This is a genomic window from Nocardiopsis sp. TSRI0078, from assembly GCF_001905145.1.
In the GTDB taxonomy this organism is placed as follows: domain Bacteria; phylum Actinomycetota; class Actinomycetes; order Streptosporangiales; family Streptosporangiaceae; genus Nocardiopsis.
Map to the genome: position 1 here is coordinate 170,057 of NZ_LWLB01000002.1, position 23,066 is coordinate 193,122.

22 protein-coding genes and 1 pseudogene are annotated in these 23,066 nt (G+C 72.9%); 14 read left to right on the top strand and 9 right to left on the bottom strand.

Going from position 1 to position 23,066, the window contains the following annotated elements; all coding sequences use genetic code 11:
- Positions 1-22 precede the first annotated feature (22 nt).
- The 3 genes and pseudogenes from A6A08_RS04440 to A6A08_RS04450 form a co-directional block, all read left to right on the top strand.
- Entirely contained in the window at positions 23-3,397 is a 3,375-nt protein-coding gene (locus tag A6A08_RS04440; protein WP_073701224.1) for a BTAD domain-containing putative transcriptional regulator, read from the top strand.
- A gap of 114 nt (positions 3,398-3,511) precedes the next feature.
- Positions 3,512-4,228, top strand: a complete 717-nt coding sequence (locus A6A08_RS04445) for a DUF4158 domain-containing protein (RefSeq protein ID WP_274534000.1) — start codon at positions 3,512-3,514, stop codon at positions 4,226-4,228.
- 175 nt (positions 4,229-4,403) lie between these two features.
- Positions 4,404-4,703 (top strand): annotated as a pseudogene (locus tag A6A08_RS04450) (class I SAM-dependent methyltransferase); the annotation flags it as partial.
- A 183-nt stretch (positions 4,704-4,886) separates the two neighbouring features.
- Here A6A08_RS04450 and A6A08_RS04455 read toward each other — a convergent pair.
- Positions 4,887-5,543, bottom strand: a complete 657-nt coding sequence (locus A6A08_RS04455; protein ID WP_083608850.1) for a TetR/AcrR family transcriptional regulator — start codon at positions 5,541-5,543, stop codon at positions 4,887-4,889.
- 89 nt (positions 5,544-5,632) lie between these two features.
- Here A6A08_RS04455 and A6A08_RS04460 point away from each other — a divergent pair, with 89 nt between their 5' ends.
- From A6A08_RS04460 to A6A08_RS27395, 3 genes are all read left to right on the top strand, one after another.
- On the top strand, positions 5,633-6,814 hold the full coding sequence (locus tag A6A08_RS04460; protein WP_242422109.1) for a cytochrome P450: 1,182 nt from the start codon (positions 5,633-5,635) through the stop codon (positions 6,812-6,814).
- 474 nt (positions 6,815-7,288) lie between these two features.
- The gene (locus A6A08_RS26950) at positions 7,289-7,570 is read left to right on the top strand and encodes a hypothetical protein (RefSeq protein WP_083608830.1); all 282 of its coding nucleotides are present in this window, start codon (positions 7,289-7,291) and stop codon (positions 7,568-7,570) included.
- On the top strand, positions 7,567-7,896 hold the full coding sequence (locus A6A08_RS27395; protein WP_143181666.1) for a hypothetical protein: 330 nt from the start codon (positions 7,567-7,569) through the stop codon (positions 7,894-7,896). Before A6A08_RS26950 ends, A6A08_RS27395 begins: the two co-directional genes overlap by 4 nt.
- On the opposite strand, the gene A6A08_RS04470 is transcribed toward A6A08_RS27395, so the two are convergent.
- Both A6A08_RS04470 and A6A08_RS04475 read right to left on the bottom strand, forming a co-directional pair.
- Positions 7,873-8,313, bottom strand: a complete 441-nt coding sequence (locus A6A08_RS04470) for a VOC family protein (RefSeq protein ID WP_073701228.1) — start codon at positions 8,311-8,313, stop codon at positions 7,873-7,875. The genes A6A08_RS27395 and A6A08_RS04470 overlap by 24 nt on opposite strands.
- Before the next feature lie 228 nt (positions 8,314-8,541).
- Positions 8,542-10,026 carry a serine/threonine-protein kinase gene (locus A6A08_RS04475; RefSeq protein ID WP_073701229.1) on the bottom strand — a complete coding sequence of 495 codons (1,485 nt, stop codon included), beginning with the start codon at positions 10,024-10,026 and terminating at the stop codon, positions 8,542-8,544.
- A 308-nt stretch (positions 10,027-10,334) separates the two neighbouring features.
- On the opposite strand from A6A08_RS04475, the gene A6A08_RS04480 reads away from it, so the two are divergent.
- The 6 genes from A6A08_RS04480 (at position 10,335) to A6A08_RS04505 (ending at position 15,524) form a co-directional block, all read left to right on the top strand.
- Positions 10,335-11,282 (top strand): metal ABC transporter substrate-binding protein, encoded by a 948-nt coding sequence (locus A6A08_RS04480; protein ID WP_073701230.1) that lies wholly within the window; start codon positions 10,335-10,337, stop codon positions 11,280-11,282.
- Positions 11,279-12,025 carry a metal ABC transporter ATP-binding protein gene (locus tag A6A08_RS04485; RefSeq protein WP_073701231.1) on the top strand — a complete coding sequence of 249 codons (747 nt, stop codon included), beginning with the start codon at positions 11,279-11,281 and terminating at the stop codon, positions 12,023-12,025. Before A6A08_RS04480 ends, A6A08_RS04485 begins: the two co-directional genes overlap by 4 nt.
- Positions 12,013-12,897: a metal ABC transporter permease gene (locus A6A08_RS04490; RefSeq protein ID WP_073701232.1), complete on the top strand. Its 885-nt coding sequence runs from the start codon at positions 12,013-12,015 to the stop codon at positions 12,895-12,897. Before A6A08_RS04485 ends, A6A08_RS04490 begins: the two co-directional genes overlap by 13 nt.
- 85 nt (positions 12,898-12,982) lie before the next feature.
- Positions 12,983-13,993, top strand: a complete 1,011-nt coding sequence (locus A6A08_RS04495) for an RNA polymerase subunit sigma-70 (RefSeq protein WP_083608832.1) — start codon at positions 12,983-12,985, stop codon at positions 13,991-13,993.
- A 167-nt stretch (positions 13,994-14,160) separates the two neighbouring features.
- Positions 14,161-14,613, top strand: a complete 453-nt coding sequence (locus A6A08_RS04500; protein ID WP_073701234.1) for a hypothetical protein — start codon at positions 14,161-14,163, stop codon at positions 14,611-14,613.
- 167 nt (positions 14,614-14,780) lie between these two features.
- Complete coding sequence (locus A6A08_RS04505) at positions 14,781-15,524, top strand: metallophosphoesterase (RefSeq protein ID WP_073701235.1); 744 nt, start codon at positions 14,781-14,783, stop codon at positions 15,522-15,524.
- Between the two features lie 69 nt (positions 15,525-15,593).
- Here the strand turns inward: A6A08_RS04505 and A6A08_RS04510 are convergent, their stop codons facing one another.
- Positions 15,594-16,406, bottom strand: a complete 813-nt coding sequence (locus tag A6A08_RS04510) for a thioesterase family protein (protein ID WP_073701236.1) — start codon at positions 16,404-16,406, stop codon at positions 15,594-15,596.
- 133 nt (positions 16,407-16,539) lie between these two features.
- Here A6A08_RS04510 and A6A08_RS04515 point away from each other — a divergent pair, with 133 nt between their 5' ends.
- On the top strand, positions 16,540-17,310 hold the full coding sequence (locus A6A08_RS04515; protein WP_073701237.1) for a MerR family transcriptional regulator: 771 nt from the start codon (positions 16,540-16,542) through the stop codon (positions 17,308-17,310).
- Between the two features lie 18 nt (positions 17,311-17,328).
- On the opposite strand, the gene A6A08_RS04520 is transcribed toward A6A08_RS04515, so the two are convergent.
- On the bottom strand, positions 17,329-17,796 hold the full coding sequence (locus A6A08_RS04520; protein WP_073701238.1) for a nuclear transport factor 2 family protein: 468 nt from the start codon (positions 17,794-17,796) through the stop codon (positions 17,329-17,331).
- A 172-nt stretch (positions 17,797-17,968) separates the two neighbouring features.
- Between A6A08_RS04520 and A6A08_RS04525 the strand changes: the two genes are divergently transcribed.
- Positions 17,969-18,613 carry an ABATE domain-containing protein gene (locus A6A08_RS04525; protein ID WP_242422110.1) on the top strand — a complete coding sequence of 215 codons (645 nt, stop codon included), beginning with the start codon at positions 17,969-17,971 and terminating at the stop codon, positions 18,611-18,613.
- A 98-nt stretch (positions 18,614-18,711) separates the two neighbouring features.
- On the opposite strand, the gene A6A08_RS04530 is transcribed toward A6A08_RS04525, so the two are convergent.
- The 4 genes from A6A08_RS04530 to A6A08_RS04545 all read right to left on the bottom strand — a co-directional run bounded on the left by A6A08_RS04530 (position 18,712) and on the right by A6A08_RS04545 (position 22,961).
- Complete coding sequence (locus A6A08_RS04530) at positions 18,712-20,157, bottom strand: CoA transferase (RefSeq protein ID WP_073701240.1); 1,446 nt, start codon at positions 20,155-20,157, stop codon at positions 18,712-18,714.
- Positions 20,158-20,223: 66 nt separating this feature from the next.
- Positions 20,224-21,444 (bottom strand): PP2C family protein-serine/threonine phosphatase, encoded by a 1,221-nt coding sequence (locus A6A08_RS04535; protein ID WP_242422111.1) that lies wholly within the window; start codon positions 21,442-21,444, stop codon positions 20,224-20,226.
- 423 nt (positions 21,445-21,867) lie between these two features.
- Positions 21,868-22,209, bottom strand: a complete 342-nt coding sequence (locus tag A6A08_RS04540; RefSeq protein ID WP_199866836.1) for a hypothetical protein — start codon at positions 22,207-22,209, stop codon at positions 21,868-21,870.
- Between the two features lie 221 nt (positions 22,210-22,430).
- On the bottom strand, positions 22,431-22,961 hold the full coding sequence (locus tag A6A08_RS04545; RefSeq protein WP_073701241.1) for a hypothetical protein: 531 nt from the start codon (positions 22,959-22,961) through the stop codon (positions 22,431-22,433).
- Positions 22,962-23,066 lie beyond the last annotated feature (105 nt).

Here is a 23,066-nt window from a genome sequence, read left to right on the forward strand (position 1 = left end):
ACCGCCGGATAGATTGGCGGCCATGACGGGGCATGTGGGGAAGGAGGCGGCGGTCGCCTTCGGCGTGCTGGGCCCCGTGGAGGCGGTCGGCGCGCACGGGCCGCTCGACCTCAGGGGCCCGCGGCACCGCACTGTGCTGGCACGGCTCCTGATCGCCGAGGGGCGGGTCCTGCCCCTGGACCGGCTCGTCGCGGACCTGTGGCCGGAGCCCTCCCGGGGCTCGGTGGCCGCGGTGCGCACCTTCGTCTTCGCCCTGCGCCGCTCCCTGGAACCGGACCGGCCCGCGCGCGAGCCCGCCCGGCTGCTGGTGACCGCGCCACCGGGCTACGCACTGCGCACCACCCCCGAAACGGTCGACGCCCGACGATTCGAGACGGCCGTGGCGCGCGGAGGCGCGCTGCTCAGCGAGGGGCGGGCCGGTGAGGCGCTGACCGGACTGGAGGAGGCGCTCGCGCTCTGGCGCGGTCCCGCCTACGCCGACCTCACCACCTCCTACCCATGGGCGCGCGCGGAGGCCGACCGGCTGGACGGGCTGCGGCTGCTGGCCGTGGAGCGGCGGGCCGAGGCCCTGCTGGCACTGGGCCGGGCCGAGGACGCCGTACCCGTCCTGCAGGAGCACACCCTGGCCCATCCGCTGCGTGAGGACGCCTGGCGGCAGCTGGCCCTGGCCCTGTACCGCTCGGGCCGCCAGGGCGACGCCCTGCTGGCCCTGCGCCGGGCGCGCCGGACCCTGGCGGAGGAGCTGGGGGTGGACCCCGGTCCCGCACTGCGCCGGACCGAGGCCGACATCCTGGACCAGGCCCCCCACCTGGCCCCGCGGACCGTCCCCGCCACGCGGACCGGCCCGCACCCGAGAGCGGTGCCACCGCCCTTCGAGCCCGCACCGCACCCGTTCGTGGGCCGCGACCGGGAACTGGAGCTGCTGGAGCGGGCCGCGGCGTCCGCCGCGCCGCACACGGCCGCCCGGGTGGCCCTGCTCTCCGGTGACGCCGGAGCGGGCAAGACGGCCCTGGCCCACGCGCTCACCCGAGGACTGGCCGCGGCCGGGTGGACCACGGCCTGGGGCCGCAGCCCCGAGCACGAGGGCGCACCCGCCACCTGGCCCTGGACGCAGATCAGCACCGCGCTCACCGGCGCCGGCGCCCCCGCCGGAGCACCACCGGGCGACCCCCTCACCGGGGAGGACACCGGCACGAGCGGCGGCACCGGACCCGACCGGGACACCGTCCCCGCGCACCCGGCCGCCGACCCCGCGGCGGCCCGGTTCCAGGTCCTGCGCGAGGCCGTGCGCCTCCTGGCCACGGCGACGGAGCGGGCACCCGTCCTGCTGGTCTTCGAGGACCTGCACCGGGCGGAACCGGAGACCCTGGAGCTGGTCACGGCCCTGGCCCGCGAGCCGCTCCCCGGACCGGCGCTGCTGGTGGGCACCTACCGCACCGGCGAGGTCCACCCGGAGCTGACCGCGGCCCTGGCCCGCCTGGCCCCGCGCGAACCGGCCCGGGTCTACGTGGGCGGCCTGCCCGAGACCGCCACGGGCGAACTCGTACGGTCCCTGGCCGGCCACGACGTCCACGCGCGGGCCCTGCGCACGATCCACCGGCGCAGCGGCGGCAACCCCTTCTTCGCACGGGAACTGGCCCGGCTCCTGGCCGCCGAGGGGGACGCCGCGCTCGACACGGTCCCCGCCGGGGTCCGCGACCTCATCCGCCACCGCCTGGCCGCGCTCGCTCCCCCGGTCCGGCGCCTGCTGCGCCAGGCGGCCGTGATCGGCCTCGACGTCGACCCCGACGTCCTGGCGGCCCTGTACCAGGACGAGGAGGAGCTGTTCGACACCCTGGAGGAGGCCCTGCGGGCGGGCTTCCTCACCGAACAGGCCGACCCCGCCGAACGGGACGGCGCCCGCCCGCTGCGGTTCGCTCACGTCCTGGTGCGCGACACCCTGTACGAGGACCTCTCCCGGCCGCGCCGCGCGCGCTGGCACACGGCCGTGGCCGAGGCGATCGAGGCGCTGCACCCCGACCGCGCCGCCTGGCTGGCCCACCACTTCGGCCGTGCGGGCACCCGCGCCACGGCCGCCAGGGCCGCGCACCACGCCCGCCTCGCGGCGCTGCGGGCACAGGAGCGCTTCGCCCCGCACGAGGCGGCCCGGCTGTGGCGGGAGGCCGTCACCGCCCACGACCGTTCGGGCGGGGCCGACCAGCGGGCCCGCCTGGAGGCGGTCATGGGCATGGTGCGCGCCCTGGCCGTGACCGGACGCCTGGAGCAGGCCCGCCGGCACCGCGCCCAGGCGGTCGCCTCGGCCGAGGAACTGGGCGATACGTACCTGACGGCGCAGGTCGTCACCGCCTTCGACGTACCCGCCGTGTGGACCCGCAACGACGACGAGGAACTGGCCCGCCGGATCGCCGGGGCGGCCGAGCGCACCCTGGCCGCCCTGCCCCGGTCGCACCGGGAACAGCGCGGCCGCCTGCTGAGCACCCTCGCCCTGGAACTGCGGGCCGCCCCCGGCGACCGGGGCCGCCTCGCCGCCCGCCAGGCCGAGGAGATCGCCCGCGACCTCGACGACCCGGCACTGCTGGTCCTGGCCCTCAACGCCCGCTTCATGCACTCCTTCGGGCGGACGGGACTGGCTCCCCGGCGTGTGGAGATCGGCGAGGAGCTGGTCGAACTGGCCGCCCGGCACCATCTGGTGACCTTCGAGGTGCTCGGCCACCTCGTCCTCCTCCAGGCCCACAGCGCGCTCGCCGACCTCACCGCCGCCGACGCCCACGCCTCGGCCGCCGACCGGCTGGGCGCACGGTACGGGATCCCGCTCGTGGGCGTGCTGACGCGGTGGTACGGCGCTCTGCGCCTGACCGCGGCGGGACGCGTGGAGGAGGCCGAGGCCGCCTACCGCACCGCGAGCACGCACCTGGCCGGAGCCGGCATGCCGGGTGTGGAGCAGGGCATCCTCCCGCTGGCCCTGCTGTGCCTGCACACGCGCGGCGCCGGGCCCGCACCGGTGGACCTGGGGCAGGACTGGGGACCCTACGCGCCCTGGGCCCGCGCGCTGGCCCGCCCGGGCCCTCACCGCGACCCCGTGCCGGACGCACCGCCGGATCTGCTCCAGGAGGCCCTGACCTGCCTGGCCGCACGCGCCGCCACCGCCGCCGGCGACCGCCCCGCGATGGAGCGCGCCTACCGCCGCCTGCTGCCCGCGTCAGAGGAACTGGCCGGTGCGGGTAGCGGCCTGCTGACCCTGGGGCCGGTCGCCCAACAGCTGGGCGGCCTCGCCCGCGCGCTGGGGAACGAGGACCAGGCTCTGCGGCACTACCGCCAGGCCCTGCGCGTGGCCGGGCGGGCCGGGGCGCCGCACTGGGCCGCCGACGCCCGAGGGGCCCTGGAGGGATCCGGATGAGCAGGACGTGCGGGGTCGCGGGGACCGTGCGGGCTCCACGGCGGTCGGCCCCCTCGCCCTGGACCTGGCCATGGGCAAACGCACCCCGTCCACCCGGCTGGGGTGGGCCGTGCAGTGGGGCACGGTGCGCATGCTCGGGGTGTTCCAACCCGACCGCCCCACCCGGTGCCCGAACACGCGGTGGCCTTCGTCGCCGACCAGCTCGACGTCGACCCGGGCCGCCTGGAGGAGTACCGCACCCGGGCTCAGACCGCTTATGAGCACGCTTGGCAGATCCGCGACACCTTCGGCTACCGCGAGTTCTCCGCCGGGGAGGAGGACCTGCGCGCCTACCTCGCGGCCCGGGTGTGGGCCAGCGAGGAAGGCCCCAAGGCGTTGTTCGACCGGGCCGTGCTCTACCTGCTCGAGCATCAGATCCTGCTGCTCGGCCTGACGGTCCTCTCCCGCCCGGTCAGTCGGGTGCGCAAGGCGGAGAACGCCCGCCTGCACCAGGTGGTGGCCCGGCGCATCCCGCACCCGGTGCGCGCCGAACTGGGCGCCCTGCTCCAGGTCCCCGACCAGGCCCGCTTCTCCGAGCTGGAGCGGCTGCGTACCGAACCCGACCGGGTCTCCAGCCCCGGCCCTGGTCCAGGCGTTGGACCGCACCAGCCAGATCTCCGGGATCGGCGCCGGGAAGGTGCAGGTGGACGACGTCCCCCAGATCAAGCTGGAGGCGCTGGCCCGGTACGGGATACGCGCCAAGGCCCCCGCGTTGGCCGACCTGGTCGCGGACCGACAGGAGGCCACGTTGTTGGCCACCGTCCGCCATCTGGAGACGGTCTCGGTCGATGATGCCCTGGACGTGCTGGAGGTGCTGATCACCTCCAAGCTCCTCAACTGTGCGGTGCGCGAGGGCAATGAGGACAAGCTGCGCGCCCTGCCCGATTTGAAGAGCACCGACGTGGACACCGACCTGGGCGCGACCCAGCGCAAGCACTGGCAGAGCACCTACGAACGCCACTCACACATGTACGGCGCCGATCCCTCAGAGCCCGCCCGGCGCGCGCTGGAGGTGTTCACCGTCCGCGGGGCCCGCACGGTGCTGGAGCTGGGATCCGGACACGGGCGCGACGCCCTGTGGCTGGCCTTGCGGGGACTGCGGGTGCACGCCGCCGACTTCGGCGCCACCGCCCTGGAGCAACTGGCCCGCGCCGCCCGGGAACAGGCAGTGGCGGACCGCGTGGAAACGCACCTGCACGACGCCCGCACACCCCTGCCCCTGGCGGATGCCTCCGTGGACGGGGTCTTCGCGCACATGCTGCTGTGCATGGCCCTGACCACCACGCAGATCCACGCGCTCGTGGACGAGATCGGCCGGGTCGGACGCGATCAGGTGCACAGCGTGTCCGGGCCCAGGCTGCGCAGGTGTTCGCGCAGCTCCAGCAGCAGGCACACGCAGGAGCGGTCGCCGCCGTCGACCACCACCGGGTCCGGTGAGCGTGTCCTGCCCCTAATCCCGGATGCCGCCTCGGCCCTGCTTTGGGCCCTGCGGCGTGCCGCCGGGGGAGCGCACCGGTCCGCGGGCCGCGGCGATCACGCCCTGCACCGCCGCGTCGATGCGCTCAGCGGCGCGGCCGGGGTCGGGCCTCCCCTCGTCCAGCCAGGCGATCGCCCCCTCGATGGCGACGGTGAACACCAGGCGGGCGGCCCAGCGCGCCCAGGCCGGATCAGGGATCACCCCGGCCAGTTGGCGCAGCGCCAGCTCGACCGAGGCAGCGGTCAGGCCGTCGACCAGGTCGCGGAACTCCGGTTCGCGCGCGGCGTGTCGGAACAGCAGGCGGAACCCGTCGGGGTCCTCGGCCGCGGCCGCCAGGAGCGCCGGGATGCTCTGCTCGGTGAAGTCTCCCTCGCCCACCCGCTCGCCCAGGCGCGCGCACGCCAGGTCCAGGACAGCCCGGTACATCTGGCCCTTGGAGTCGAAGTGCCGGTACAGGATCACCCGGCTGATCCCGGCCTCAGCGGCCACATCGTCCAGGGAGGTGTCGGCGTACCCGCCGCGGGCGAAGGCCCGGGTCGCCGCCTCCAGGATCTGCGCGCGCCGCTCGATGCGGCGCATCCGCCGCACGGGCGCGCCCTCCTGCGGCCCGGGCACCGTTTCGTCGGCCATCCCCATCCCCTCTTGTTTACGGATGAGTATACATATAGCGTTGTTTAAACATGGGTGTACAAGGCAGGGTTAACAAATCGGAGGTTCCCGTGGACCCGCTGATCCCGCAGCTGCCCTTCGACCGCCCCGACCCCCTGGTCGCACCACCGCTCCTGCGCAGGCTCGGCGAACAGGGGCCCATCCACCGCGTCCGCACGGCCACGGGCGACCCGGCATGGCTGGTCACCGGGTATGAGCAGGTCCGCGCCCTGCTCTCCGACGAGCGGCTCGGCCGCTCCCACCCCGATCCGGCCGGCGCCGCCCGCACCGGCGAGTCCGCGCTCTTCGGTGGGCCCCAGGGAGACTTCTCCACCGAGAAGGCCGACCACGCCCGGATGCGCGCGCTGCTGCGTCCCCACTTCACCCCGGCGCGCGTGCGCGCCCTGACCCCGCGTGTGGACGAGCTGACCGCCGCTCTGCTGGACGGCCTGGAGCGGGGCCCCCGACCGGCCGACCTGGTCCAGGCCCTGGCCGTGCCGCTGCCGGTCCTGGTCATCTGTGAGCTGCTGGGCGTGCCCTACGCCGACCGCGACCGCTTCCGCACCTGGACCCGCGACGCCGCCGACACCGCCGACCGCGCCCGCTCCGAGCGCGGGCTGGGCGAGCTGTTCGGCTACGGCCTGGACCTGGTGGCCCGCAAGCGCCGGAACCCGGGCGACGACGTGGTCTCCCGCCTCGCCCAGGCCCCGGACGTGGGTGACGAGGAGGCGGCCCGGCTCGCCATGGCCCTGCTCTTCGCCGGGCACGAGACCACCGTCACCCAGATCGGCCTGGGCGTGCTGTTCCTGCTCGCCCACCCCGGCCAGTACCGGGCCCTGGCCGAGGGCCCCGGCCTGGTCGACGGCGCGGTCGAGGAGATCCTGCGCGCCCCGTCCCGGGGCGGCGGCGGGGGGATCCCCCGCTACGCTCGCACCGACCTGCGCATCGAAGGCACGGACGTGCGCGCCGGGGAACTGGTGCTGTGCAACACCGGCGCGGCCGACCACGACCCCGGCGTCTTCCCCGACCCCGACCGCTTCGACATCACCCGATCCGGTGTCCCCCACCTGGCCTTCGGGCACGGTGCCCGCTACTGCATCGGCGCCCCGCTCGCACGCCTGGAGCTGCGCGCCGTCCTGGCCGGGCTGACCACGCGTTTACCCGCCCTGCGCATGGCCGAAGACGTGGCGGAGCTGCGCACGCGCCGGGACGTGCTCACCGGCGGCCTGAACCGCCTCCCGGTGCAGTGGTGACGCTCTGCGACCCTGTAGCGGTTCGGGGCCGAACCCGGGTTGGTGTGTTTGGAAGGAGTTCCACGCTTGGACCCAACTCCGCTCGACTTCCGCAGCAGCACAGGACCGCCGCCTGGTACAGACGGCCGTCAAAGGTCCGACAGCCGACTCCCAAGACGCTGTCTTCCCGCCCTTGGAACACGACGCCGCCCTCGAGTTCCGCCGGGAGCACACCGGCGTGGATTTCTGGTGCGGGGCACGGTCAACGGGTACGGGCGACAGCTCTTCACCCGCATCGGCGGCGAGAAGATCCCACACTTCTTTCACCGGGGCGAGAGCGAGGCGCAGTGCCGCCGAGCCCAGAAGAACCGGGGCCGGCTCGACATCGAGGCCCGATCGTCTGGGCCGAGCTGAGGCGCTGGCGCCAGAGCTGCGACCTTCCCGAGGGGGGAGGCCGCCTTCTTCGACCTCCTCGATCGCCATGACGCCCGCTACATGCACATCAGCGGCCCGCCCGGCACCCGGGACACCCGTATCGCGCTCGGCGACGTCACGACCATGCAGGTCCAGCAGGACGCCTCGTCCGCACAGGGGCGCGAGTGGGACTGGTTCGTGCACGAGCGCAACACCCAGGTGCGGGCGATCCTGGACGGCCAGGGCATCTCCTACGCACAGATCAGGTTCGTCCCGACCACGACCTCGGCGACCCGCCGACTCCGGTCCCCGAACCGTTCGCCGACCTGCCACTGCGGGCCAGGAAGCAGCGGACCAATATGAACACCACCAACGGGGATGCGACCTGGTTGTTCCCCGGCCGCAGGGCCGGACGCCCCATGCACCCCTACAGCCTCGCCGAGCTGATCCGCGACATCGGTATCCCTGGAACAGCGGTGCGCACCTCCGCACTGCGCCAACTCGTTCTCCAAGCCCCCGCTCCGGTCATCGCCCGGGCCCTGGGATTCCACGACAAGACCACCACGCAAGTCCTCACCGAAGCCGGAGGAAGCTGGAACCGCTACACACCCAGCGACCGAGGATGGTCAAGTCTGCGCTTCTTGGCCCTTGCTCCAGAACAGGTTTCAGTCACCGAAGGCGGTCAGTGAGCCTCGGTCGTCGAACCTCGCCCCTGACGCCCAGGCAATCTCCCAGCGGTTGCCTTCCGGGTCCGCGATATAGGCAGACCGTCCTCCCCAGGGGCGGTCCACCGGCTCGGCCACGACCGCGGCGCCGACTCGGACAGCGGTTTTGAACGCTGCGTCCACCTGCTGAGGAGCATCCACATTGCAGGCGAGCGTGAACCCTGACCAGCCGATCGGAGCGGAAGCACCGCCCGCCGCCTCGGCGGCCAGCTCCTCCATGGGATACAGGGACAGCAGCACGCCGCCAAGGAGGAAACCCGCCCAGCCGTCACTACTGGACGAGATCTCCTTCCACCCCAAGGCTCGATAGAACCGTCGGAGCTCGGGCATGTCCCGGGCTCCGAGTGTCACCACGGTCAAACGCGCAGGGATGTCAGACATGCCTGGAGACTACGTGGCGCAAGACAGAAGAAGCAGCGGCCAACTGGAACCGCTACGCCCCCAGCGACCACGCGCAGTGACCGGAGCGGCAGAAGCCACGGAGAATACAGGTCACTCGATCAACGACTCCTGCCAGTCTCGACCCCCAACCCCTCGTGCCCGTGGCGGGCGGCCCCCGCGCCGTCCTCGGCGTCGTCGAGAGCGGTGCCGCGGTCGCCCGGCCGGGGCTCAGGACGAGGTGAAGGAGCCCAGGGCGGCGGCGCGCTCGTCCGCCTGGGAGTCCCACGAGGACTCCGGGGCCACCCAGGCGATCGTGTAGTACGTTCCCGGGGCCACGGTGATGTTGCGGGCCAGGAGGTGACGGATCCGGCCGTCGCTGTTCCAGGTGAACTCCCACTCCGAGGCGGAGTGGAAGCCGGTGGCGTCGGTGACGTCCTCGATCCGCAGGCGCTCGTATCCCGGCATGCGCCCCGAGGCGAGCACGTTCTCCTCCTGGTCCAGGACGTGCTGGTACTCGTCGTCGGTGGGGTGCTCGGCCAGGTCGACCTGGAGGTAGGAGCTGTCGGTGGGGGAGTCGTAGAAGACGCCCCTGCCGTCCACCCGGCGGATCCAGCCGTCGGGGACCAGGATGCCGAAGCCGTGGGACTCCTCCGTCCAGGTCATCCCCTCCGCGGAGGGGATGAGGGCGGCGCCGCCCTCCCCGCCCTCACCGGTGGCCTCCTCCTCCGCGTCCGCGCCGGAGGCCGCCGCGGTGGTGCCGGACCCCGCCCCCCACGGATCGAGCACCACCAGCAACGTCACCGCGGTCACCAGTGAGGCCAGCCCCAGGGTGAGGACCACCACCGGCCAGGACAGGCGCCCGCCCCTGCGGGGCGCCTCGGGGACCGGGTGCTCCCGCCCGGCCGCCGCGCGGAACAGGACGCGGCACCGGTCGGCGCTGATCCTTCGCGCCGGATCCTTCACCAGCAGGCCGCGCACGGCCTCGTTCAGCGGCCCGTGTTCCAGGAGGTCGGCCGGCTCCTCCATGGTGATGGCGTGCAGGGTCGCGGGGACCGTCTCCCTGCGGAAGGGGGAGGTCCCGGTGGCGGCGTGGTAGAGGGTCGCGCCCAGCGACCACAGGTCGCTCGCCGAGGTGGCCGGGGACGAGGCCAGCCGCTCGGGGGCCAGGTAGGCGGCGGATCCGACCATCCCCCCGGTCTGGGTGAGGGCGGTGGCGTCGGTGATGGTGGCGATACCGAAGTCGGTGAGCACCACCTGCCCGGAGTCGGTGACCATGACGTTCTCGGGTTTGACGTCGCGGTGCGTGATGCCCTGCTCGTGCGCGGTGGTCAGCGCGCTGAGCAGGTCCAGACCCCACCCGGCGACCACGTGGGCGTCGAGCGGCCCCCTCTCGCGCACCAGTGCGTGCAGGGAGCGCCCGGTGAGGAACTCCATGACGATCCACGGACGTCCGTCATCCTCGATGATGTCGTGCACGGTCACGATGTTGCGGTGGCGGCCCATGGCGGTGGCCCTCGCCTCGCGCTGGGCCCTGGCCGCCATCCGGTCGCGTTCGTCCTCGTCCAGCCCGGGGCCCAGGAGGATCTCCTTGACCGCGACGGTGCGGTCGAGCCGTGTGTCGTGGGCCCGCCACACCCGTCCCATCCCGCCCCGGCCGATCTCGGCCAGCAGGTGGTAACGGCCATGCAGTGTGCGATGCGGTTCGGCCCGCATAGGACTCCCTGGGGGTGTGGGCCGCTGCGGCCCCTGAGCGTCGAAAGCCCGCGGGGACAGAGGGTTCCCCGCGTGCCGGGCGTCAGTCTAGTGAGCTCCTCGGCCGCTTCGGACGGGGCGTGGGTCTCCTCGGCCCCGTTCCCGGCCGTCGCCGTGGGGACGCACCGCGCGAGCGCCTCCCGCACCCGTCCCGCCCGGTGTGTCGGCGGTGCCCGCCCGGGTAGTGGGTGCCCAGAACCGGCGACCGTGACCCGCCGCAGGTTCCACCGTGATGTGTAGTTTGGCTCTCTTGTGGTAAAAAGTTAGGCGTGCCGAACTTTAGAGATGAGGCTTCCATAAACTCCTGGTCGGCGAAGCTCCCCGCCGCCCTCCTCACCCTTGCCCTGGCCCTGAGCGCCTGCTCCGCCTCAGCTGGCCAGACCCGCGACGACGGACGGCTCCTGGTCCTGACCACCTTCACCGTCCTGGCCGACATGACCCGCAACGTCGCCGACGGCCGCGTCGAGGTCGCCTCCCTCACCAAGCCCGGCGCCGAGGTCCACGGCTACGAACCCACCCCCGACGACCTCGTCCGCGGCCAGGGCGCCGACCTCATCCTGGAGAACGGGCTCGGCCTGGAGTCCTGGTTCGCCCAGTTCACCGAACGCGTCCAGGCCCCCACCGCCGTACTCAGCGACGGCATCGAGACCATCCCCATCTCCTCGGGCGGGTACGAGGGCGAGCCCAACCCGCACGCCTGGATGTCCCCCGACAACGCCCACACCTACGTCGACAACATCCGCGACGCCCTCACCGAACTCGACCCCGCGGGCGAGGCCGTCTACACCCGGGCCGCCCAGGACTACAAGGAGCAGATCAGCGAGGTCGGCGACTACCTGGAGACCGAACTGGCCGAGGTCCCCGACAGCTCCCGGGCCCTGGTCACCTGCGAGGGCGCCTTCTCCTACCTGGCGCGCGACGCCGACCTCACCGAGATGTACCTGTGGCCGGTCAACGCCGAGTCCCAGAGCACACCCCGCCAGACCGTCGCCGTCACCGAGTTCGTGCGCGACAACCGGGTGCCCGCCGTGTTCTGCGAGAGCACCGTCAACGACGGTGTCCAGCGCTCGGTGGCCCGCGAGACCGGCGCCCGGATGGGCCGGACCCTCTACGTCGACTCCCTCTCCGAGGAGGACGGACCCGTCCCCACCTACCTGGACCTGCTCCGCCACGACGCCGAGGCCATCGTCTCCGGACTCAAGGGAGGAGCCACGTGAGCGCCGCCATCGAGGTCACCGACGCCACCGTCCGCTACGGCGACGTCCTGGCACTGGACGCGGTCAGCCTCTCCCTCGCCCCCGGCCGGATCTGCGGCCTGCTCGGCACCAACGGATCGGGCAAGTCCACCCTGTTCAAGACCGTGCTCGGCCTGGTCCCCGCCGACCACGGCAGCGTGCGCATCCTCGGCCACACCGGCGCCACCGCCCGCCGCCGGGGACTGGTCGGCTACGTCCCCCAGTCCGAACAGGTCGACTGGGCCTTCCCCGTACGCGTACGCGACGTGGTGATGATGGGCCGCTACGGACACATGGGACGCCGCCGCAGGGCCCGCCCCGCCGACCGGGAGGCCGTCGACCACGCCCTGGCCCGCACCCGCCTGAGCGACCTGGCCGACCGCCAGATCGGCGCGCTCTCCGGCGGCCAGCGCAAACGCGCCTTCGTCGCCCGCGCCATCGCCCAGAACGCCGACGTGCTGCTGCTCGACGAACCCTTCGCCGGAGTCGACAAGCGCTCGGAGTCCCACATCAGCGAACTCCTCCTCCAACTGCGCCAGGAGGGGCACACCCTGCTGGTGTCCACCCACGACCTGGCCCAGGTACCCGCCCTGTGCGACGAGGCGGTACTGCTGCAGCGCCGCGTCATCGCCCACGGCGACCCCGCGGAGGTCCTGCGCCCGGAGACCCTCATGGAGGCCTTCGGCATCCACACCGACGGAAGAGGAGCGGCATGGACGCCCTGACGGCGGTCACCGAGTGGTTCACCGTGCCCCTGGGGTTCGACTTCGTACGGCGGGCCCTGCTGATCAGCGTGGTCGCCGGAGTGGCGTGCGCCGTCCTCTCGTGCTGGATGACCCTGGTGGGCTGGTCGCTGATGGGCGACGCCGTCTCCCACGCCGTCCTGCCCGGAGTGGTGCTGTCCTACATGTTCGGGCTGCCCTTCGCCGTGGGCGCACTGGTCTTCGGCGCCGGATCGGTCGCCCTGATCGGAGCGGTCAACCGTACCTCCCGGGTCAAGGAGGACGCCGTCATCGGCGTGGTCTTCACCGCCATGTTCGCCCTGGGTCTGGTCCTGATCTCCCGAGTGCCCAGCCAGACCGACCTGGGACACATCCTGTTCGGCAACGTGCTGGGGGTCTCCGACGCCGCCATCTGGCAGGTGCTGGTCCTGGCCGGGGTGGTGCTGACGGCGGTCTGGTACAAGCACCGCGACCTGACCCTGTACGCCTTCGACCCGGTCCACGCGCACGCGATGGGCATCAACCCGCGTCTGCTGGAGACCCTGCTGCTGGGCCTGCTGTCGGTCACGGTGGTGGTGGCGCTGCAGGCGGTGGGGATCATCCTGGTGGTGGCCATGGTCATCATCCCCGGCGCGACCGCCTACCTGCTCACCGACCGCTTCGAGCGGATGCTGGTGATCTCGGCGGCGGTGGCCGCGGCCGCCGCCGTGGCGGGGGTCTTCGCCAGCTTCCACATGAACGTGTCCACCGGCGGACTGATCGTGCTCGCCCAGGCCGCGGCCTTCGCCCTGGCCTACCTGGCCTCGCCCCGCCACGGCGTGCTCTGGCGGGGCCGTACCGCGCGCCGGATCCGTGCGCGCGCCGCCACCGGCTGACAAGCCGCGAACCCGGGCGGGGAGAGAGGACTCCCGGCGGTCTAGGATCGGTCCGACGAGGCGAGGCGGAGGGGGCGGACGGAACGTGGCGGACGAGAGCGCGTTGAAGGGCACCACGGCGGGCGGCGAACCGGGTCCCGCGGACGAGGCCTCCTTCTCCGCGCTGGCCGAGCGCCACCGGCACGAGCTGCGCGTGCACTGCTACCGCATGCTGGGCTCCTTCACCGAGGCCGAGGACATGGTGCAGGAGACGCTGCTCAAGGCCTGGCGCAACCGCGCCTCCTTCCGGGGGCGCTCCACCTTCCGGGCCTGGCTGTACAAGATCGCCACCAACACCTGCCTGGACGCGCTCTCCGCACGACGCGCCAGGCCCGCGGCCCGAGAACCGGGGTCCTCACCGTTCACCGAGGTCTCCTGGCTCCAGCCCTACCCGGACGAGCTGCTGGACCGGGCGGCGCCCGCCGAGGGCGGGCCGGAGGAGTCCGCCATCGCCCGGGAGACCGTGGAACTGGCCTTCCTCGCCACCATCCAGCACCTGCCGCCCCGCCAGCGCGCCGTCCTCATCCTGCGCGACGTGCTGGGCTGGCCCGCCGAGGAGGCCTCCCGCTCGCTGGATCTGTCGGTACCGGCGGTCAAGAGCGCCCTCCAGCGGGCCCGGGCCACCCTGCGTCGCGTCCTGCCCGAGCGCAGGGCCGACTGGGGCGCGGCCACCGCGCCCAGCCAGGAGGAGCGCGACGTGCTGCGACGCTACGTGGACGCCTCGCAAAGGGCCGACCTGGACGGCCTGGCCGCCCTGCTGCGCGAGGACGCACGCCAGACCATGCCCCCGGCATCGCTGGTCTACGACGGGCGCGCGGCCATCCTGGACCTGTGGCGCCCGGTCCTCACCGGCGGCCAGGCCTGGGGGGACTGGATCTCGGTGCCCCTGGACGCCAACCGGCAGCCCGCCGCGGCCAGTTACGTGCGCATGCCGGGGGAGGCGGTCCACACGGCGGTCAACATCGACGTCCTGCGTGTGGAGGACGGGCTCGTCGCGGAGATCACCACCTTCGGCCCCGAGCTGCTGCCGGTGTTCGGCCTGCCGCCGACCCGGTGACCCGCGGGCGGCGGGCCCCTGGATCCCGCGCCCCGGACGGGGGGAACGGTACACCCGGGATTTCTTCGCGCCCGGACCGATTCCTTCTCTGAGCCGTTCCGGTCATACGGGTGTCGACGGCGCGACGGCACGGTGCCGCCGCGCACGGAACTGAGAGAGGCACCGCCATGACCGAGAACACCGGACACACGCAGCAGAGCGCCCGCGACGACGCCGCCCTGACCGCCCTGGACCGCCTGGTCGGCACCTGGAAGGTCACCGGCGGCGCCGAGGGCACCGTCACCTACCGCTGGATGGAGGGCGGGTTCTTCCTCATCCAGGACGTCAGGCTGCACCAGTACGGCCAGGAGGTGGTGGGAATGGAGATCATCGGCAGGGAGCGTCCCTTCGGCGCCGAGGAGCCGGGCGAGGACCTGCGGTCGCGCTTCTACGACAGCCAGGGCAACACCTTCGACTACGTCTACGAGCTGGAGGGCGACGTCCTCACCATCTGGGCGGGGGAGAAGGGCTCGCCCGCCTTCTTCCGGGGCGAGTTCAACGCCGAGGGCGACACCATGGCCGGCCCGTGGACCTACCCGGGCGGGGGCGGCTACGACTCCACCATGACGCGTATCGGCTGAGGGCCGCCGGCGGGCCGTCCGGCCCCTCGTGGGGGCGACCGCGCACACGCCTGTCGTGGGCCGTGTGCGCGGATTAGCCTTCGACGTACCTCGACGGGAACGGCGGATCAGCGCTGACCCGTACCCCCGAACCGAGGCCTCGAACCCACCCGACCACGAGGACGGCCATGACGCTTCTGCTCGCCCATGTCAGCGACCTGCACCTGGACGGAACCGCGCACACCACCGAGCGCGCCGCACGGACCGTGGACTACCTGCGCGGACTCGCCCAGGCACCGGACGCGCTGCTGGTCACCGGCGACATCGCCGAGCACGCCACCGCCGAGGAGTACCAGGAGGCCGCCCGTCTGCTGGACCTGCCCTTCCCGGTGCTGGCCTGTCCCGGCAACCACGACGACCGCGGGATGATGCGGGAGGCGATGCTGGGGGAGGAGCCCTCCAAGGAACCGTTCAACCGGGTGCACGAGGTGGCTGGCGCGACCGTGCTGACCTGCGACTCCACGGTCCCCGGGCAGGACGGCGGCCACCTGGACGCGACCACCCTGATGTGGATCAACGAGACCCTGAGCTCCCTGCCCGGCCGGACCCCCGCGCTGCTGGCCCTGCACCACCCGCCCGTGCGGGTGCACCACCCGCTGCCCGACTCCATGCGCCTGGACAACGCCGACGACCTGGCCGGGCTGCTCCAGGCCCACCCCAGGGTGGCGGGGATCCTGGTCGGGCACGCCCACACCGGCGGGGCGACCACCTTCGCCGGGCGGCCCCTGCTGCTGGCGCCCGGGGTGACGTGGACGCTGCGCATGCCCTGGGAGGGCGAGCCGGTCGCCGACCGCGACCAGCCGCCGGGGGTGGCCTTCCACGTCCTGGAGGAGGACCACCGCCTGACCACGCACTTTCGCGCGGTGGTCTGACCGGCACCACGCGCGGGGCGGGGCCGACGCCCGCCCCGGGCGGCGGCCCCACCCCGGAGCGCACAGGGCTCAGAGCAGCATGGCCAGCTGGCGGCACTGGGCGACCAGGACGCCCGTGTCGTCCCAGATCTCCATGTCCTCCTCGTGCAGGCCGCCCGACACGTGCTTGGTGAACACCCGGCAGGCCAGCCACCCGGGGGCGGGCCGGGCGCGCACATGCACGCTCAGCTCGACGGTGATGGTGGTGAACTCACCGATCTCCAGCACCGCCGGGGGAGCGAAGTCCACCATCGAGGCCAGGGAGTGCGTGTCGGGCTCGCGGCCGTCGGCGAAGCGCATCCAGAACTCGGCGTGCGGGCGGCCGTCCTTCCTCCCCTCCAGCCAGCCCGGGCGCTCGGGGTAGCGGTACTCCACGCTGTGGGCGATGCCCAGGCCCTCGGGCCGGTCGAACTCGGGCGGGACGAAGCAGTCCTCGGGGGCGGGCAGCTTCGGGGGCCCGTCCAGGGCCAGCACGCGCGCCGCGGGGTCGGGGGTCAGGTCGCCGTAGGTGGCGGTGGCGCGCACGACCTCCTTGCCGCCCTGCTCCAGGACGGCCTGTCCGGTGGCGGTGCGGCGCCCCTCACGGATCACCTCGGTGCGCACGGTGGCATCGCCGGGGGCGGCGGGGCGCAGGAAGAACACCGAGACGGCCAGGGGGTCGGGCTGGCTCAGGCTCTGGCGCAGCGCGTTGAGGGCGGCGCCCAGGACGTAGCCGCCGTTGGGATGGGTGGTGAAGGTGTTCCAGGCGTCGGTGAGGGTGGCCGCGAACTCGCCGTCGGCGCGCTTCTCCACGCGGGTGTCCCGGTCGAACCGGAAGTCCTCGGTGGTGTGGTCAAGGCTCATACCCCGATGTTACCGGCGAGTAGGAAGGGGTGGGAGAACCGGGTCCGCACCACCGGGAAAGCTCCTTGCCCCTGACGCGACGTCAGGACCCAGCGTCGAACACACGTCACCACCAGCGAGGAAGCCCGAACAGATGGGACACGCCGTCGGCGAGGTCGCCCGCATGAGCGGGCAGACCGTGCGGACCCTGCACCACTACGACCGGATCGGACTGCTCGTCCCGGCCGAACGCACTCCGGCGGACCACCGCAGCTACAGCCACCAGGACCTGGAACGGCTCCGGCAGATCCTGACCTACCGCGAGCTGGGCTTTGCCCTGGGCCAGATCGCCACGCTGCTCGACGACCCCACCGCCCACACCCGCACCCACCTGGCCAGGCAGCACCGGCTGGTGACCGAACGCATCGACCGCCTGCGCGAGGTGGCACAGGCACTCGAACACCTGATGGAGGCCGAGACCATGAACCTGAACCTGACCCCTGCCGAACGCCTCGAACTCTTCGGCGACTTCGACGTGGACGCCCACAGCGAAGAGGCCCACCGGCGCTGGGGCCGCACCGACGCCTACGCCCAGTCCCAGGGTAGGGTCAACGCCTACACCAAGGCCGACTGGGGACGCGTCAACGCCGAGAGCGAGGAGATCTACCAGGCCCTGGCCCGGACCATGCGGGAGGGGACTCCCGCCGACAACACCGAGGCCATGGACCTTGCCGAGCGCCACCGCGCCCACATCACCCGCTGGTTCTACGACTGCACGCCCCAGATCCACCGGGGCCTGGGGCGGATGTACGCGGACGACGAGCGCTTCACCGCCACCGTCGACGCCCACGCCGAAGGACTGAGCGCCTATCTGCGCGAGGCCTTCGCCGCCAACGCCGCGCGCCTGCGGGACGACCAGGGCTGACGCGCGGCGCGGCGGCGCTCACCGAAGCGGGATGTCGTACCCCCGTCCGCGCTCCTCCTCCGGGCGGGGGCCGAAGTAGCGGCGCTCGGACTCGGCGATGGCGACGTCGTTGATGCTGGCCTCGCGGCGGCGCATCAGACCGTGCTCATCGAACTCCCACAGCTCGTTGCCGTAGCTGCGGTACCACTGTCCTCCGGCGTCGTGCCACTCGTACTGGAAACGAACCGCGATGCGGTCGTCGTGGAAACTCCACAGGCTCTTGCGCAGAACGTAGTCGAGTTCGCGCTCCCACTTCGCGGTCAGGAACTCCACGATCCGGGCACGGCCGGTGAGGAACACGTCGCGGTTGCGCCACACCGAGTCCTCGGAGTAGGCGAGGCTGACGCGGTGCGGGTCGCGGGTGTTCCAGGCGTCCTCGGCCGCCTGGACCTTGGCGGTGGCGGTGTCGAGGGTGAAGGGCGGCAGCGGCGGGCGGGCCTGGGACATGACGGGGCCTTTCGGATGGCGTTCTCGGTCCACTTCACGGCGGCGCGGGCGAGCGGAGCCGGTGTTCCCACGAACACCCTCCGCACATCTTCTAACGCTTTACTTCCATTACAAGCATGAGAACTCTTGCACGCCCGCCACCCCCTGTCAACGGATGGAGTAGGTTGCGAACGTGAGAGACGAGGTGGGTGCGAGGAGCCGGACGAGCGCGCCGCTGCTGGGCGAACCGCTGCCCGTGGAACTGATGAACACCCTGTGGGCCGACAGGGACGGCCTCCACGACGCACTCGGCGAGACAGCCGCGGCCCGGACATGGCTGCGCGCCATCGCCCCGCGCCTGGACCCGCCGGTCGCGGAGGACCTCCACGCCCTGACCACCACGGACACCGACCGCCTGACGCAACGGCTGTCCGCGCTCCGCGACGCCCTGCGACGGCTCGCGGCCCAGGCCACCGACGACCCCAGGGCCGCGGCGGCCTCCCCCGTGCGCGATCTGGACACCGCCGTCGCCGAGGTCAACAGGGCCGCCGCCGCGGCACCACGGTGGTCGGCGCTGGTCTGGAGGGCCGGCGAGAGACCGTCCCGCCTCACCCGCACCGGCGGACGGGCCACGGAGGCCGCGGTCTCGGCCCTCGCCGAGGAGGCGGTCGAGCTGTTCGCGCACCCCGACCGGTCCCGGCTGCGCGCCTGCCTGGCTCCCGGATGCGTCCTGTACTTCACGAAGAACCACTCCCGGCGCGAGTGGTGCTCGACGAACTGCGGGAACCGGGTCCGCGCCGCCCGCCACTACCAGCGCCACCGCGCGTCCCGGAGCTGAGCCGCCGGCGGAACCGGTCCGCGGCCGGCCTCAGGCCAGTGACCCTCCCGCACGAGCCCGCACGCAGTCACGTGCGGGAAGGATCTCACGTGCCTCCGTCACACACGGTGCTCCTCGGCCCCCGCCCAGGTGGCGCGGTCGGTGCCCCAGAGTGTGGAGGGTCCGGCCCAGTTCCCGGGAGACCCCTCGTAGTGGACCGGCGGAAGCGCGTGGCGCAGCGGCCCGTAGGGGGACGGGGTCTCGGTCAGCCAGTCGGCGGCCTCGTAGGCGCCTTCCCCGGCGGGTCCGGGGGTGATGCCGTGCAGCAGCCAGTCGGCGGTCCCCGCCAGTGAGAACCGCAGGAGGCGGCCTCGGCCGTCGCTCTGCCGTTCGGCCAGCGCCCGCAGCACCCCCGCGGCCAGCAGGTAACCGGTGCCATGGTCCAGAGCCTGGGCGGGCAGCGCGCCGGGGCGCCCCTCGGGGTCCGACTCGATCGCCGCGATGCCGCAGGCCGCCTGCACCAGGCTGTCGAACCCCCTCCGGCCGGCCCACGGGCCCGACCACCCCCAGGCGCACAACCGGGCGACGACCAGACCGGGGCGGCGGGCCATCAGCTCCTCGGCCGCCAGCCCGCGCCGGTCGAGGGATCCGGGCCGGTATCCGGTCACGACCACGTCGGCCGAGTCGAGCAGTCCCTCGAAGGCGCTCCGGCCCTCGGCCGAGTCCAGGTCCAGCAGAGTGGAGCGCTTGCCCGACCCGGTGTCGATGTGGCTGTCGGGGTCCTCCGGAAACCTCGGTGGGTCCACGCGCAGCACGTCCGCGCCCAGCAGGGCGAGGGTGCGGGTGGCGACCGGACCGGCGATGACCCGCGTCAGGTCCAGGACACGCACCCCGGCGGCGGGCAAAGGGGCGGGCGGCAGCCGGCGCCCGCCGGACCCACCGGCCTCCTCCGCCTCGGCCAGGGGCCGCACGCACGCGGCGCCCCCCGCGCCCCGCTCAGGGGCGGGAGCCACGGCCACCGCCAGGCCGCCGGCGGCGTAGACCCTCTCCTGGGCCTCCAGGGCGGTGAGCTCCGCCAGCGCCTCGGCGAGCCGCCCGACCAGCGCCGCCCCGCGGTCATCCTCCGCCCCGGCGCCATCGCCTGCGGCACCGCCGTGCCCCCCACCGGCGTCCACGCCCACGGCGGCCAGCAGCCGGGCACGGTGGTGGGGGTAGTTCGCGTGGGTGCGCACCCACCCGTCGGCGGCTTCCCAAAAGCCCGACAGGGGCGCGAAGGGGGTCGGTCCGCGGCCGTTCACCAGCAGGTGCCGTTCGCTGACGAAAGCGGTGGCCACGGCGCCCTCGTCCACCCTCACCTCGGGGACGGCCCCTCCGTTGCGCGCGGCCAGCAGCTCGGCCGCCGCGAGCGAGCACACCCCGACCGTCGCGCGTGCGAGTTCACGCACGGGCAGTACGGCGGGGAGCACCTTGCCCGCACTCCGGTAGGAGACCTTCGCGGTCAGGTCCGCGGGTCCGCCGATCGCTTTCCACGCGTGGGCCGTCGTCGCATCGAGTTCGCTCGTCATGGCCCTTATATTCCCCACCCCGTCCTCACCGGTTCCGAACCGGGGCCGGGCTAGGCGCGGCGGTACCTACCTGCCGGATCCGGCCTGGACGCGGCGGCCCTCGGAGCGGGGGCCGTACCAGTCCAGGCACACGACGGTGGCGTCGTCGGCCAGGCGTCCGTTGCTGGCCTCGGTGACCGCGGCGGCCAGGACCCGTACGACCTCCCGGGGGTGTTCTCCGGCGGTGTCACGGATCAGGAGGGGCAGGTCGACGGTTTCCGCCTGGCGCTCCTGCATGCCGTCGGTGTAGAGGACGAGGCGGTCGCCGGGGCGCAGGTCGAGGTCCTGTACGTGGTAGGTGGTGGGGGCGGGGACGCCGAAGGGCAGGTTGATGTCCAGGCGCACCTCGTTCACCGTGCCCTCGCGCAGGAGCAGCGGCCAGGGGTGTCCGGCGTTGACGAGCTGTGCGCCGGTTCCGTCCAGGAAGACGCGCACCAACTGGCCGGTGGCCAGAGTGTGGCCACCGTGGTCGAGGAGGGCCTGGTGGGTCTGGCGGGCCTGCTCGACCAGGTCGGTGCCGGCGCGGCGGGCGCGGCGGGAGGCGTTGACCAGGAGGGTGGCCATGAGGGAGGCGTTGACGTCGTGGCCCATGGCGTCGGTGATGGACAGGTGCAGGGTGTCGTGATCGAGGGTGTAGTCGTAGGTGTCCCCTGCGACGGAGTCGGAGGGCACCAGGGCCGCGGCGAGGGCGAACTGCGCGGCTTCGCAGGAGGGCGCGCCGGGTAGGAGCTGGCGCTGGATCTCGGCGGCCAGGGTGACCGGGGTGGTGCGCCGGCCCCAGTGGTAGAGGTCGGTGAAACGGCGGTCGGTGACGATGATGTACGCCAGCGCGTGCGCGGCCTCGTGGACCTCGTCCAGGGTCTCCTCGGTGACGTGCGGCAGGGTGAGCTCCAGGATGCCGATGGTGTCGCCGCGGTTGGTCACCGGGGCGAGCACCCGCTGTCCGCGCCCGCCGCCGGGGGCCCGCACCAGTTTCTGGGTGCGCAGTACCTGTTCGTAGGCGCTGCCGGCCAGCGGGATCTGATCGGTGTGGTGGTCGGTCCGCGTGGCGGCCGCTTCGTTGACCCGCACCACCTGCCGACCGATGTTGTCCACGAACAGGAACGACACCGTGTGCGCGTCGAACCGGTCGCGTAGATTGCGCGCCACCACATCGAGAGATGCCACCGGCGCCGCTTCCTCCGCCGCGGCGAGCACCTCCGCCAGCTCGATCCGGTCACCTGTCATCGTCGCTCCCATCGTCTTCATGCACATGCCTCAATCTGGCCACGGGCATCATTTACCTCTGCTACACCGGTGGCAACTTACGCAATAGGCGCTCACCTCAGCCCCGGCTACGCTGAGCCACAAGTATGGGGCCGATCGATGTTTGCCTGCCGCAGGGCGGGTAGGGAGGCGGGTGCGTACCTGCGCGCCCCGTGGGCCACGGGGGGCGGCTTCCACGGCCGTGTGGCTCCGGGAGGATACGGCGCGGGTGCGGGGGTCGGGCGCCGACGGGGGGTTGAGCGCGCGGCCCGCGCCGGACCGCCGGTATCGGGGGGTCCGCGGGGTCCGGCGAGATGCGAGAGCCCCCGCGCGACCAAGCCTCGCGCGGGGGCTTTGCTCGATTCGCCTCTGACAGGGGGAGGGACGGGATGCGCCGGAAACCGGCAACGGAAGCCCCTCCGGCCCTCAACGTTCGGCTCTGTCGCCTGCGCTGCCCTGTTCCAACCGATGGCTGAGCTCATCCATCGTCTGCTCGAACGCGGCCTCCAGATCGATGGCGTAGGCATCGGCGAGCGCGATCAGCGACCACAGGCAGTCGGCCAGCCCGTGTTCGGGGGCCGCGCCGAGGTCGGGATGCGGGCGCACCCCGGCTTTACCCCGCACGAGTTTGGCCAGGTCACCGATGTCTCCGACCAGCCCCAAAGCGAGCTCTTCCGGCGTCCATGGCCGACCGAACCGCTCGGTGTCACGGGCGGCGTAGAGCTCGGCCACGGCCCGGGCTTTCGGCTGCATCGTTGCGAAGTCCACCGATCCAGTATCCAGCGCAGGACGAACGCCCGTAGGCCGACCCCGCAGCGGGACACCACCAGAGCCCCGCTGCGGCACTTGGTTAACGGCCCCGACGCCGGGCGCCTCCGGAGGCCGGGACAGGTGGAGGCCGGTGACCGGATGTCCGGTCACCGGCCTCCACCGGATGGGCGTACGAGAGCGGGGACCGCACGCTCCACCGCTCGTGCTGGGGCGGTTCTTTACCAGAGGTGGTCGACGATGATCTCGGCGTCCTCGATCTGGTGCTGGTAGCGGTCGGGGTAGGCCGAGCGCTGGACGTCCTGGGCGACCTCGCCCAGGGGGGTGTCGTCCCAGCTGCCGTCGGGGTAGACGCGGTTCAGCTCGTCGAAGAAGGCGTTGGTGGCCCAGGTGGGGTCCAGGCGCTGCTCCTGGGAGCCGTAGTGGTCGCGCTGCTGGAACAGGCCGACACTGTCACGGTCGCCCCAGTCGAGGTTGTCCAGGTGGGTCTCGACGATGGAGGTGGCGACCGCGATGGTGGCGGCGTCCTCGTCCAGGTCGCGGTCCTGGGCCGCCTCGACCATCGCGCGGGCGTTGTCGACGTGCTCGTCGGTCATGTGGCCGGCCATGTCGTCGTTCAACTCGTCGTTGAGGATGGCGGCGATCTCCTTGTCGGTGTCCGCGGCGGCCACGCCCGGTCCGGCCAGGAGCAGCCCCGCGGTGACCAGGAGGCCGGAGGTCGCGGTAAACGTCAACTTTGGTATCGATCTCATAAAGTTCACCCGTGCAACGTATGCGATGACCAGCGCTTTTGGAGTGTTTGAAACCACTCCCACGGGGTGGGAAAGACAACACCAAACCTGAGCAACCCCCTGGTC